General features: G+C 59.3%; 12 protein-coding genes and 1 pseudogene. 3 read left to right on the forward strand and 10 right to left on the reverse strand.

The features are described from left to right. From EN749_RS04295 to EN749_RS04305, 3 genes and pseudogenes are all read left to right on the forward strand, one after another. A partial coding sequence (locus EN749_RS04295) for a beta-ketoacyl-[acyl-carrier-protein] synthase family protein (RefSeq protein WP_145990875.1) occupies positions 1-1,101 on the forward strand: 1,101 nt, incomplete at its 5' end. A gap of 762 nt (positions 1,102-1,863) precedes the next feature. After that, positions 1,864-2,907, forward strand: a pseudogene (gene nifA / locus EN749_RS04300) (nif-specific transcriptional activator NifA); the annotation flags it as partial. Positions 2,908-3,489: 582 nt separating this feature from the next. Continuing rightward, complete coding sequence (locus tag EN749_RS04305; RefSeq protein ID WP_024505228.1) at positions 3,490-4,056, forward strand: sugar O-acetyltransferase; 567 nt, start codon at positions 3,490-3,492, stop codon at positions 4,054-4,056. A 307-nt stretch (positions 4,057-4,363) separates the two neighbouring features. Here EN749_RS04305 and EN749_RS04310 read toward each other — a convergent pair whose 3' ends face one another. From EN749_RS04310 to EN749_RS04355, 10 genes are all read right to left on the reverse strand, one after another. After that, entirely contained in the window at positions 4,364-5,257 is an 894-nt protein-coding gene (locus tag EN749_RS04310) for an SIR2 family protein (RefSeq protein ID WP_024505229.1), read from the reverse strand. A 34-nt stretch (positions 5,258-5,291) separates the two neighbouring features. Then, complete coding sequence (nifT, locus tag EN749_RS04315; protein WP_024505230.1) at positions 5,292-5,504, reverse strand: putative nitrogen fixation protein NifT; 213 nt, start codon at positions 5,502-5,504, stop codon at positions 5,292-5,294. Then, positions 5,501-5,821, reverse strand: a complete 321-nt coding sequence (locus tag EN749_RS04320) for a nitrogen fixation protein NifZ (RefSeq protein WP_024505231.1) — start codon at positions 5,819-5,821, stop codon at positions 5,501-5,503. The genes nifT and EN749_RS04320 overlap by 4 nt, the downstream gene beginning before the upstream one ends. Positions 5,822-5,906: 85 nt before the next feature. Continuing rightward, positions 5,907-6,101: a 4Fe-4S binding protein gene (locus tag EN749_RS04325; protein ID WP_024505232.1), complete on the reverse strand. Its 195-nt coding sequence runs from the start codon at positions 6,099-6,101 to the stop codon at positions 5,907-5,909. A 29-nt stretch (positions 6,102-6,130) separates the two neighbouring features. Continuing rightward, positions 6,131-7,612 carry a nitrogenase cofactor biosynthesis protein NifB gene (nifB, locus tag EN749_RS04330; RefSeq protein WP_024505233.1) on the reverse strand — a complete coding sequence of 494 codons (1,482 nt, stop codon included), beginning with the start codon at positions 7,610-7,612 and terminating at the stop codon, positions 6,131-6,133. Between the two features lie 273 nt (positions 7,613-7,885). Then, positions 7,886-7,957 carry a helix-turn-helix domain-containing protein gene (locus tag EN749_RS38175; RefSeq protein ID WP_245467364.1) on the reverse strand — a complete coding sequence of 24 codons (72 nt, stop codon included), beginning with the start codon at positions 7,955-7,957 and terminating at the stop codon, positions 7,886-7,888. 700 nt (positions 7,958-8,657) lie between these two features. Continuing rightward, positions 8,658-9,239, reverse strand: coding sequence for an alpha/beta fold hydrolase (locus EN749_RS04340; RefSeq protein ID WP_287152319.1), 582 nt, complete (start codon positions 9,237-9,239; stop codon positions 8,658-8,660). A gap of 396 nt (positions 9,240-9,635) precedes the next feature. Beyond that, positions 9,636-9,935, reverse strand: coding sequence for a ferredoxin family protein (locus EN749_RS04345; protein ID WP_024505235.1), 300 nt, complete (start codon positions 9,933-9,935; stop codon positions 9,636-9,638). A gap of 12 nt (positions 9,936-9,947) precedes the next feature. Continuing rightward, positions 9,948-11,252 (reverse strand): FAD-binding protein, encoded by a 1,305-nt coding sequence (locus EN749_RS04350; protein ID WP_126080604.1) that lies wholly within the window; start codon positions 11,250-11,252, stop codon positions 9,948-9,950. A 10-nt stretch (positions 11,253-11,262) separates the two neighbouring features. After that, positions 11,263-12,372 (reverse strand): electron transfer flavoprotein subunit alpha/FixB family protein, encoded by a 1,110-nt coding sequence (locus EN749_RS04355; protein ID WP_126063815.1) that lies wholly within the window; start codon positions 12,370-12,372, stop codon positions 11,263-11,265. Positions 12,373-12,386: the final 14 nt, after the last annotated feature.

Genomic DNA, 12,386 nt, shown 5'->3' on the forward strand with positions numbered 1-12,386 from the left:
ATCGCCAATTCCGAGCTTCATGACCTGGAGGGCATGACCGGCGCTGAGATCAAGGCGCTGCCCCAGCACGACATCAATCGCAAGCAGTTCGTCTCCATGGCCCGCTTCAGCTTGCTCGCCGTGCTTGCAGCGCGCGAAGCCATGCGGCAGGCCGGACTTTCCTGCGACGAGGGGAATGCCCATCGCTTCGGCGCGACAGTGGGCGTCGGCGGCTTGGGCTGGGATGTGATGGAGGAAACTTACCGGGCCCTCCTTTTGGACGGCGCGAGGCGAGTTGGCATCCTCGCTGTACCCAAAACGATGCCAAGCGCCGCCGCCGGCCAGGTGAGCTTGAGCCTCGGCTTGCGCGGGCCGGTCTTCGGGGTGACCTCCGCATGTGCCTCGGCCAACCATGCGATCGCCTCGGCGGTGGACCAGATCAAGCTGGGCCGGGCCGACGTAATGGTTTCCGGAGGCAGCGACGCACCCTTCGCATGGGGCGTGCTGAAAGCATGGGAAGCAATGCGCGTGCTTTCACCCGATACCTGCCGGCCCTTCTCCGCCGATAGGAAGGGCCTGGTGCTGGGCGAGGGTGCGGGCATGGCCGTGCTGGAAAGCTACGAGCATGCCACGAGGCGTGGTGCCACAATTCTTGCCGAGATCGCCGGCGTCGGCCTTTCCGCCGATGCCTTCCACATTGCCGCGCCATCTGTCGAGGGGCCAGCGTCGGCGATGCGCGCCTGCCTTGCCGATGCCGGGCTGAATGCCGAGGACGTCGACTACCTCAACGCGCACGGCACCGGTACCAAAAGCAATGATCAGACTGAAACGGCGGCGATCAAGCGTGTGTTTGGAAACCACGCTTATTTGATGTCCATCTCTTCCACCAAGTCCACGCACGCGCATTGCCTCGGCGCAGCGAGCGCGCTTGAAATGATCGCCTGCGTGATGGCAATCCAAGAGGACGTCGTGCCGCCGACCGCCAACTATCGCGAGCCAGATCCCGCTTGCGACCTCGACATCACACCCAATGTGCCGCGCGAGCGCAAGGTGCGCGTCGCCATGAGCAACGCCTTCGCCATGGGCGGTACGAACGCAGTTCTGGCATTCAGGCAGGTGTAGAAGCCATGCAAGACGCCTCATTTGAGGTCACCTGTCGTATCTAGCTGCTTGAGGGGCGGGGCATTGTGATACAGGGAGAGCTGTGGGGTCCCTCCTTCTCGGCCTCGACGATGTGGAAGGAGCCTGTGCGGCGAAACGGGCTAGACGCCCCCAGGCCCAGAACTTGGGCGAAACCAACTCCCACCAAAGGACAGCCGGTTTAGTAGCCGAACAATGAAACCTCGCTCGACGAGCCGCCGTCTCTACTGTCTCCGGCCTCACGCGGTTGAAGCGAACAGCGCAGCAGCTACTGTTCCGCACAACTCGGATGGCAATTGGGACAAGTCCGCACATGTCGTCACGTACGCTGAACGCCGCAGGTACAGCCAAACTGGGGCGGGGCGTTTCTGCCGTTTTGATAGAATTCTATCAAACTGACAATTTTCCTTGCATAAATGCAAGGAGAGCTCGGTTGACTCCCCTCCTTTCTTGTCAAGGATGAGTTTGCAGGCTGCGGTGCGGCAGAAGCCGGACAGAACAGCGACCGGTCGAGTAAAGGCCTGCGCAAACCGCATATTGCGAGCGCCCGCGCGGAGGAAGACGCTCGTCCTGGTGAAAGGCAACGATGCTCAGGCGCCATTGCCATTTGCCGAGGGCGTCCGCGCGCCGAAAATTTCGAAGCAACAAAGGTGAGATCGAGAATGATGATGACGAAATACAACACAGCTCACCGTCCAGTGCAGTTCTACCGGCGGGTGGCGGAGTGGGATGGGCTGCCAAATGGAACGTAAAAAGATCAGCAAGGAGATGCTTGGCGATAGTCAGGCGCTGCGCAAGCTGCGTGAGCACCTTGTCAAGGTGGCCAAGGCGAAGACTACGGTCCTGTTGCGAGGTGAATCCGGAACCGGTAAGGAGCTGGTTGCCAAAGCCATTCACGAGCTCTCGCCTCGCGCCAAGCAGCCCTTCATCAAGGTCAATTGCGCGGCGCTCACCGAGACGCTTCTGGAATCTGACTTGTTCGGTCATGAGAAGGGTGCCTTCACCGACGCGAGCAGTTTGCGCAAGGGGCGCTTTGAGGCTGCCGACAAAGGCACATTGTTTCTGGACGAGATTGGCGAAATATCAGGTTCGTTCCAGGCTAAGCTGCTGCGTGTCCTGCAGGAGCAGGAGTTTGAGCGCGTCGGCAGCAACCACACCATTAAAGTTGATGTTCGCGTGATTGCCGCAACGAACAGGGACTTGGAAACGGCAGTTCAACGCAAGGAGTTCCGGCAAGACCTCTATTATCGCATCAACGTCGTCACTTTACGCGTGCCGGCATTGCGCGAAAGGCGAGGTGATATTCCGCTCTTGGCCGCTCAGTTTCTCAAGAATTTCAATACTGAGAATGATCACACGCTGACCTTCGCTCCCGAAGCGATTGAGGTGCTAATGAACTGCGAATTTCCAGGCAACATCCGAGAGCTCGAAAACTGCGTTCAACGGACGGCAGTTCTGGCGACGGGTCCATCAATCCTCAGAACTGACTTTGCCTGTTACGCGGATCAGTGCTTGGCCGCGGCGCTGTGGAAGAACGGACCGCCGACGTCAGAGAAGTCGACTACGATCCAGCCTTCCGCCGCCTGTGCCGCCCCGCCCGTCGGCGACGGGCAAGCGCCGATAGGCCCTGCCACGAGTCGTGGTAGGGTGCCCGATGCCGATACGGTCATTGCTGCCATGGAAAAGTGTGGCTGGGTGCAGGCAAAGGCGGCGCGCCTGCTCGGTTTGACCCCGCGCCAGATCGGCTACGTGCTGAGAAAACGCGGTATCGAGATCAAGCGTCTCTGAAACAACCCGCCGAGCAAGAGCTGGAGCAGGTCAAGCATTGGTGCTCTGGCGAGCCCATCGGCCAGGCTTACGAAGTGGGTGTGAACAGCGCTGCCAAGATTCCGGCCGTGTGCTTTCTACCACGTAGTCATACTGGGGCTCTGCGACTGACAAACTAAAAAGGAGTAATCCTATGGCTAGTAACTTCGCTCTACACCGCAAGGCAAATCAATTCGACGTGCCTGGATCCAGAAATAATCGATGTATTATTGGTGACACGCCAGCATGCGTAGAGGCGACGCGCAGATCTCCGCTGGCGGGACCTGGTCGATACATTAGCTGATGGCTTACCGCTCGATATCACGCAATCTGAGATGGGCATGAAAGTGAGTTCGACCGCTGGACAGTTGCCGACCTCGTCAGGTATTGGCCCCTGCGACCGGTTGATCTGCGATATCCAAATTCGCGGAAGTTGGTCGAGACGAAACTGTCGCCCCGGCTCGTGACCGACCGCGCGCCCGGCAAGACCGAGTTACAAAGTTGCCGAGGCAGTTTGATGTGCGTTCCTGCATCACTGTACGGGACACGACCTGACGGGAGACTATGATGCGTAGCCAAAAAGAAAAGATGCTCGCAGGCGAGTTTTACAATGCGGCGGATCCGGAGATCCAAGCTGACCTGTTGGCCACCGGGGCTTGGCTCAAGCGGTACAATGATACGCTGGGGCAGACCACGGGGCATTGGCATGAGCTTTTGTCCGAGCGGCTGGGAGAGGTTGGGCGCGGAACGGTCATCCGTCCGCCCTTTTTTTGCGACTACGGATTCAATATCCGCATTGGAGCCAATGCCTACATCAACTTCAACTGCGTTATTCTTGACGTGGTAGAGGTCAAAATCGGGCAAGGAACGGCAATTGGGCCTGCTGTGCAGATTTATACCGCCGATCATCCACATGATGCCGAGCAGCGGCAGGCCGGCCTGCAGGTCGGGCGTCCTGTTCACATTGGCAGCCGTGTCTGGATCGGCGGTGGAGCAATCATTCTGCCTGGCGTCACGATTGGTGATAATGCAGTGGTAGGCGCTGGCTGCGTGGTCACACGAGATGTTCCCGCCGGGGCAAAGGTAGTGGGAATTCCTGCTCGCGTGGCCGACCCACATAAACAGGCATAATCAACCTCGTTGACCCTGGAGGTGCATGCGAACTGTCGAAACTGTGCCGAATTTTTGTCGAAGCCATTGAGCGCTGCATATGTTGTCGCGACTCGGGCGCTTCAGTTCTTTTGCCACGGGGGTCACAAGATCATGTGCGTAATGCCGCCGCAACGTGCTCACGTCCCGCAGCAGCGGACCCTTTCACATCGCCCAACGAATTCAGAGCCTACGTTGTGCTGCCACTAGCATTACTACTCACGAATGTATTCCCAACTGAGTTTTCGCCCTTGGAGGCAAGCAGCGACTCACCAGCAATCGCCGGCCATTAATCCTGGCTAGCATCGACCCCGACGAGGCGAGCCGCGGCGTTGCGGATCGGCATGTCGATGACCGTGATTGCGCCTTCGGCAAGGAAACGACGTTCGTTTCTGGTCAGCGTAGCCGAATCGATCACCGCAAAATGTGGGCCAGTGGAGCGCTTCATCAGCTGTCTGGCATATGTGCGCAGCATCTGATCGTTGAAGCGGCAGCCCACGAAGAAAAAACCCCGGTTGACGCGCCGTTGCTTCACCGCGTCCGGGATCGGCGTCTGGATATCAATTTCGGTTAGGACTTCGACGTAATCGGAATCAGCCACGAGGAAGTTTGCCGCCGGCCTGACGCTGCCGTGCGGCGCATAGAGCACCGTCCTAGCCACTTGTTCGGCCTCGAGTTCTGTTCCTGACAAATCGTAAGTTCTCGTCCAGATGTTACCGATTCCGGTCGCGCGCGTCGTTCCTTGTATCTCGACAACGTCTGTTTGGCCGGCCTCTGCAAGGGCTGCTCGCATGGCGCCATCGTACCAGCTGTCGATGATGACAGACAGTTGAAGGGTTGCGAGCCAGGCGTGAAGAACGGTCGGCTCGGCGGGGGCTGCGAATATCTCCGCCATCCACGCTTGGAGAGTCCGACGATGTCGGCGCTGCTCGATAAACTGCGCGACCGACCACATATTGGTGCGAATCCTGGAAGGGGCAGGCGCCCGCTTGTTGAGGGCCGCGGCGACATCTTCAGGGGTGCAAGGTACAGGTGATTCCGGTGGGTTAAGCTGCAGAAGACCAGGACCGAGATAGGGGATCACTCGATCGGCCTTGAGAGCGCCGTTCAGCAGGTCAATCAGTTTTTTGGCAAAACTGCCCCGGACGACGACGAGATGGTCCCAGCTCAGCATCGTGTTCATACGCGTTTCCTCTCCGCCACTGAACCCACCGGCATCAGGCCCCGTCGGAAATCTTCATCGCCTCGACGGTGATCGGCAAACGCGTGTCGCGCGGAAGGTCGGGCAGCATGAGCCGCCAACCGTTCCTGAGCGTCACGGTCCCGCCCCATAAGTCAGCGTTCTCAATCTCGGTGATCGGCTCTTCGAGATCCTTCTTGGGGACATAAGCCGACAAGCCAGTAGCGGTCCTGCGAATCATTACTTTCATCCGGCTGTTCCCCCGTTGGAAATGCCTTCAGCTCCGCAGGGAACCTCGACTTTGTCGAGGCTAATGAGTTCGCGCGCTCGCATGCCGACGACCGTGCCACGATCGATCCATTCGACCGCATAGATGAAGAATTGCTGGAGAAAGGTTCCAATGTCGCGCACGTAGCCTTCGTCGCCCTTCCGCACGAGGTTTTCGCCGATCTCCTTGCCGGGATAGGTGCCGTCGTTTTTTATGTGGCGTATCGCACGGACCCGCTCACCCTGCATGAACCGTGGCGGTCTGCCGATTTCGACCTCCTGTTCGCGTCTGGACCACATGCTGTCCATTCCTTTCTCGAGGCTTTTGTTGTGGTCGCGGGTTGCAGGCGTCGTCGTGCGGCGAACCCGACCGTTTCGGTAGGAATCAAGCGGGAACGCAGGTTTTCGGTACCGGACAGACCGACACGCATTGCTGCGTATCGAAGGCCTCCTTGCATTCGGTGCACTTGTTTGGATCGATCACATAGGCGTCGCCCTTGAACTTGATCGCTTCCGAAGGACATTCGAACTCGCAGGCCCCGCATTGGGTACATTGGGATGCGATGATCTTTAAAGCCATTCTAACTCCTGGTTATCGGACGAGACGGCTCAGGCCGTCGCCGCTAGTGGTCTGATCCCAAACTCTGCCGCGTAAAGTGCGCTGACTGCGGTCTCGATGTAGTCATGGCCATAGGCGTCGGTTACGCGCAGTCCAGCTCGCGAGAGTTGTTCCTTCGGGCGATTTCCGATCTTGGCGCATAGCACTATGTGTATGCCTTCGAGCGCTGCGATGACGCCCTCGAGGATGGCGTCTTCGCCCCCGCCTCCGAGGCAATACCGCTCGACCTTCCGATGCCCGACCAAGCTGATCCCTCTAGGCGAGACTTCATAAACCTGGAATTCCTTCGCGTGGCCGAAGTGTTCGTTGACCCGTCCACCTCCCTTAGTGGCCACCGCAACCAGAAGCGACTTTTCGGAGTCTGTTGCCTTGACCATACCGATGGCCTCGCTCCTCGCCGCCTCATGATCACGGCGCTCGTGTGCGACCACCTGCCGATAGGCCTGACGCTTGCCAGCATCGTAGGCGACATCGTCGGGAATCCCGTCCAGCGTGAATTCCTGGCCACGATCTTCACCGAGCAGGCCGACAGCATCTGCCCGGCACTGCCGGCAGTGGCGCATCAACTTGGCGCCACCTTCAAGTCGATCCTGAAGAGCCATCATCTCCATTGCCGTTGGGCCGCGCTGCCCGATGAGTCCGTAGTGGGTACCGTGCGCCGGGTCCGAAATCAGAGGCATCACGTTGTGCAGAAACGCGCCCCGCTCCCTGACCATTTTGTTCACCTCAAACAGGTGCTGGTCGTTCACTCCAGGAATCATCACCGAGTTGATTTTGGTGAGGATGCCGCGCGCGCTCAGCATCTCCAGGCCCAGCATCTGCCGCGCGTGCAAGATTCGAGCGGCTTCGATGCCGAAGTAGCGGCGATTTTCATAAAAGATCCATGGATAGATCTTCGCGCCGACTTCCGGGTCGACCATGTTGATGGTGACCGTCACGTGATCAACATTCATTTCGGCAAGCTCGGCGACATGGTCCGGCAGCACGAGCCCATTAGTGGAGACGCACAGCTTTATGTCGGGGATTTCCCTGATGACGCGGTCGAGCGTTGCCTTCGTTTTCTCCCAATCGTAACAGGCATCCCCCGGCCCAGCGATGCCAAGAACCGAAAGCTGCGGAACTTTGTTGGCAACGGCGATGACCTTGCGTAGCGCTTGGTCGGGCGTCAACTTCTCAGACACAACACCAGGCCGGCTCTCGTTGGCGCAATCGTATTTGCGATTGCAATAGTTGCACTGGACATTGCAAGCCGGCGCGACCGCCACATGCATACGCGCGAAATAATGATGCGCTTCCTCCGAAAAGCAGGGGTGATCCTTGATCCTTTCCCAAATAGCCGGATCCCCTTCGCCCGGGCTGGTCGGCGACGAGCCGTAGGAGGACGATGCGCAGCCACCGGATTTCGCGGCTGCCAGAAAACCCTCGGATGTCGTGCTAGTCGGCCCCTCAATCGAAACTGTCGGTGAGGACATCAAACGGCTCCGTTGCTGGTAACGTCGCGGTTCAAGGTGCAAGAGCCATACCAACTGAAAAAAGCGGCTTCAGTTCACTATTCGGGTCGATATCGCATTGTGTCAGGCCGGCGCGACACAATTTTGTCCTGCTTGCGACAGTGCAAGTCCAAATCCGTTCAGAAGCACGAAGCACTCCTTGTCGCGCACAGGGCGCGCAAGACCACTGGCCTGACGATTGGCTCATCAGGCTCTTAGAATTTCCTTCACCTCGATACTATGCCGGCGTATCGCCTAGCCGACTTGTCGCAGCTTGAGGCCGAGAATTCGAGCCGCATTAGCCTGAACCCAGCCGGCCTTCTCCATTGTGTCGATCAGCCGTCACGCTCCGTCCGCCGCGGTCTCAGCCCCCGTCCGGCCGTATCGTTAGAATCGCAAGTGGCTATCTCGTGTTCAGGGGGCGCCGATGCGCCGAACCGGCATCGTGCTGGCCCGTGAGAGCTCGTCGATGACATTGCCACGTTCCGAAAGATTGGTTCCTTCCAGAGGAGAACGCCAAGCACGCAGTTCTCCGGCTCGGACGTTGCCGGGGAAATAGCATTGCGAGATCAGCTCAACTGCCGACGGCGCAAAGCCATGGTTCTCCATATTTCAAGGGTAAGCGCTGTGTCCTTCCAGGAGGACCCGCGATCTGTGGGCCTGCCGATTCTGAGGTGGATCGGAGATCGGCTTGTGTCTGAACTTGAACTTACGATTGACCCTGAGCGGCAGCCTCGGCGTTTTCGAGGGTGATCAACGGCGCTGTTGGTCGGCGGCATTGGTCGATGGACGACAAGGCACGGAGTCATTCCGAGACCCTGGAGCCGACGCGGTGATCTCGGAGGTTGCCCGGCGCTACGGGCTGCGGCCGCGGCGGAACGCTCGCAAGCTTGCGACGTCGGCAGGACAGGCCACTCCCGCCTAGTGGTTTCGGTGGCGCCACCGGAACGACCCGTTGGGCCTATCCGTGCACCAGAGCTCAAGGCCACGGCCTGAGAATCGGCCGCCGCTCACCCTACTTGGTTCCTCAGCCGACTGCGCTAAGAAGGAGAGCAACTTCCGTCGGCGCGAGGATCATTGCGTCGTGGCCAGTGGCGAGTTCCTGCCACGCCCAGCCATCCTGCTTCGCGACCCATTCTCGCGCTCCCGCCATCGGCGGGTGGAGTGGATTAGTGCAGACGACATAGGTTCGGGGTCTGCCGTTGCCGAGCGGGTGCTCGAGCTTAAGTCCGCTTTCGTAGGTGCCTGCCGGATGCGGTGTTATCCGGCGCCGCACCCAGTCCGTGAGCGAGTGTCCCTCGGGAATGCCGAATGCTGTTGGCGGCGGAGTCGGCATGAAGATACCCCGTCCTTCCTCCGCAACCAATTTTCGACGGGCCGCGACGATGTCGGGGGGCATGGTGCTGAATACACTTTGACCGCTCTCGACGATGGCGCTGTCGAGATAAACGAGATGGCTGATATGGTCGGGTATCCGGTCGGCGGCGCCGGTGATGCTGATGCCGCCTAGACTGTGACCGACAAGGATCACATCGCTCAGCTCTTCCGTCACAATGTGGTTGACGATGTCGGTCACGAATGTGTCGGGCGTGATGTCCTTGCACAGCAAACGTGCGCGTTCGCCGACACCTGGTCGGCGTGGTCACGTGGCATCCCATCTTGCGAAGATTGGCAGCCACGTCCCGCCAACACCATCCGCCATGCCAGGCACCATGCACTAGCACATACGTCTTTGCCATGGGTTGTGCCGTTCCACTTGCTCACCGGCCGTTGTGGCTGCCATCCGGCACGATGGCCGGGCGTTGTCCCAAAGGGGCTCGACCACGTGACCGGTGGTAAGTCCGGCGCACAGGGCAGCGCCGTGGCCTGAGGACACCGCTAGCGAGTCAAGGAAATTTGAATTGCGAAAGGCCAATATTCACTAGCTCTTTGCAAGTGGATGGAGAGGCTCATGGTGTGCCGCAGTTGCTCGCTGCCGGCATGCTCTTGGCACGGTCCCGGCTGATCATCCGAACTTGAACAGGACACCAAAGCCGCCGCGCGGATAGTTCCACTCGATGTCGCCGCCTTTCTCGCACAATATCCGGCAGGTGCCGCATTCCATGCAGCCGTCGGCGGTGATCTCGACTTGACCCTTGTCATTCAACTCATAGCATTTCGCCGGACAGACGTAGGTCAACGCAAGCAAGTTCGCGCTTGGCTTGTCGTGCGGTCGCACTATAATATGGGGGCGGCCGGAATCGACCAGATAGCGGTTCTGGTAAAGTTTGTCCTCGACACGAACCTTCGTCACTGCGATCGTCATCTTGTACCCTCTTCAGCGCCATGCCAATGCCAGGCGGACCGCGTCGCTGACCAACCCCCAGCGCGAGCGCGCGTTGATGAAGGCGGCCGTGGTGTTCTTTTCCTTCTCGATCTTCGGCGTGCCGTCGACACGCATGAAGTTCTGAGCGGCATGCGACATCAGCCGCGGATAGCTGTCAAAAAAGTTGCTGGAATTGGTGTGGAGCAAGGCTGGCATGTCCTTGTATTTCTTAAGATCCTTGATCACAAAGGAGTCATCCAGCATCGTCTTGTAGAGCGCAAGGTTCGCTTTGGTCATAGGACCGTTGCGGCTTTTGACTTTGATGATCGCCTCAGCCGCGACACGACCCGAGGTCATGGCAAGGTTCGAACCCTCACGGTGAATGGCATTGTTCAGTTGCGCTGCGTCGCCGACGATGACCCAACCGTCGCCGAAGAGCTGCGGAATGGCCTTGTAACCACCTTCGGGGATAAGATGGGCGGCATATTCTTTCACCTCCGAGCCAGCGATCAGCGGCCGGATCGAAGGATGGTTTTTCATCGCATCCAGGAGGGCGGACGGGCTCTCCATCGTCGCGGCGAAATCCGAGACCAGGCAGCCGATGCCGAGTGATATCGACTCCTTGTTGGTGTAAAGGAAGCCGAGCCCGGCCATGCTGCGAGAGATCGTGCCCACGGCCTCGATTACGCAGCCTTCATCGCCCTTGACCCCGAACCGCTGGCCAATGACCTCTTCGGGCAAGAAATGCATTTCCTTGACGGCAAGCGCCACGGTCTCCGGCTTCGGCATCTCGCGCAGGCCTGCGCGAGTGCCAAGCAATCCCGACACCCCTTCTGCGAGAACGACCACATTCGCGAAGACCACTCCGCCAGCCCGGTCTGTGCGGACGCCGATCACCTTGCCATTGCCATCACGGACGAGTTCCGTCGCGGTCGTCTCACACAGGACCGTCGCGCCAGCCTCGCGCACCTTGCGGGAAAACCATTTGTCGAACTGGGCGCGAATGATCGTGTAGCGGTTGGGTTTCGCCTCATTGAAGTCGTCCGACCGGTAATGAATTCCGGTGTGAGACGTGTCGTCCAACACCCAAAGTCGCTGTTCGACCAGGTGCCGCTCGAGGGGCGCATCATCCCGGAAGTCCGGGATGATCTTCTCCAGCATGTTCGCGTACATTATGGCACCCTGGACGTTCTTAGAGCCCGGATATTCCCCGCGCTCCAACTGCAGTACCTTCAGCCCCTGGCTTGCCAAAGTGTAAGCAGCTGCGTTTCCAGACATGCCGGCTCCGACCACTATGGCATCGAATTGTTCAATCATGTCCTCTCCCTCAACTCGCAAGCTTGTCTCGACTGTGCGGCGACAGCCGCCGGGTGAAGGCTTCCGTCAGTGCGGGCAGGAAGCGGATTGCATCCGTGACGATCCCGAGGTGGGCGAACTCGAAAATCGGCGCGTTCGGATCGGTGTTGATCGCGACGATGAGATCGGCCCCCTCGACCCCAACTCGGTGCTGGATGGCGCCGGAAATTCCGGCCGCGATGTAAAGCTTCGGTCGAATGGTCTTGCCAGTTTGTCCAATCTGTCGATCAGCCGGCATCCAGCCCTTCTGGACCAAGGGGCGCGAACAGCCATGCTCGGCGCCGATCGCTCGGGCAAGATTCTTCACAAGCTGAAGGTTCTCCGCCGCTCCGAGACCGAGGCCTCCCGCAACCACGACATCCGCATAGGCAAGATTTGCCATTGCCGACTGGTTATCCGGTAGGAAGCCGAGGACTTTGGTGACGATATCGTCCTCAACGAGCGACAGCTTGTGCCGCATGACACGCCCGACCGGCTTATCCACCCGTTGCGGCATAGGCATGACCCTTGGTCGCACCGTCGCCATTTGCGGCCGGTAATTTAGTGTATAGATCGTACACAACAATGAGCCACCAAAAGTCGGACGGGTCGCGGCGAGTGAACCGTCGGAATCTACATCAAGTTCGGTGCAGTCGGCCGTGAGCCCCGTCTGCAGGGTCGTCGCTACCGAGCCTGCAAGATCCCTGCCCAGTGTGGTCGCGCCGAGAAGGAGGATTTCGGGTTTATGGGTATTGACCAGATCCGTGAGCGCCTTGGCGAACGGCTCGTTCCGGTAGTCGGCGAGCGGCGGCGCATCGACGATGTAGACAAGATCCGCCCCGTAAGCGAAGGCCTCGGCAACAGCGTCCTCGACCATCTCGCCCGGCGGTCCCAGCACGACGCCCGCGAGCTGGACTTCAAGCTTGTCGGCCAATTTGCGGCCTTCGCCCAGCAGTTCGAATGATACAGGATGCACATTGCCGCGTTCGAGCTCGAGGAAGACCCACACGTGCCGGTAGTCTTTGAAATGGTCGGGAAGTTCTTTCTTTACACCGGCACGGCCGGGGGCAATGCGAGGGGTGGTTTGGCTTGCGGTCGACATTTTCTGCTCCTGGC

The sequence above is a fragment of the Mesorhizobium sp. M7A.F.Ca.ET.027.02.1.1 genome (genome assembly GCF_004022985.1).
Taxonomy (GTDB): Bacteria; Pseudomonadota; Alphaproteobacteria; order Rhizobiales; family Rhizobiaceae; genus Mesorhizobium.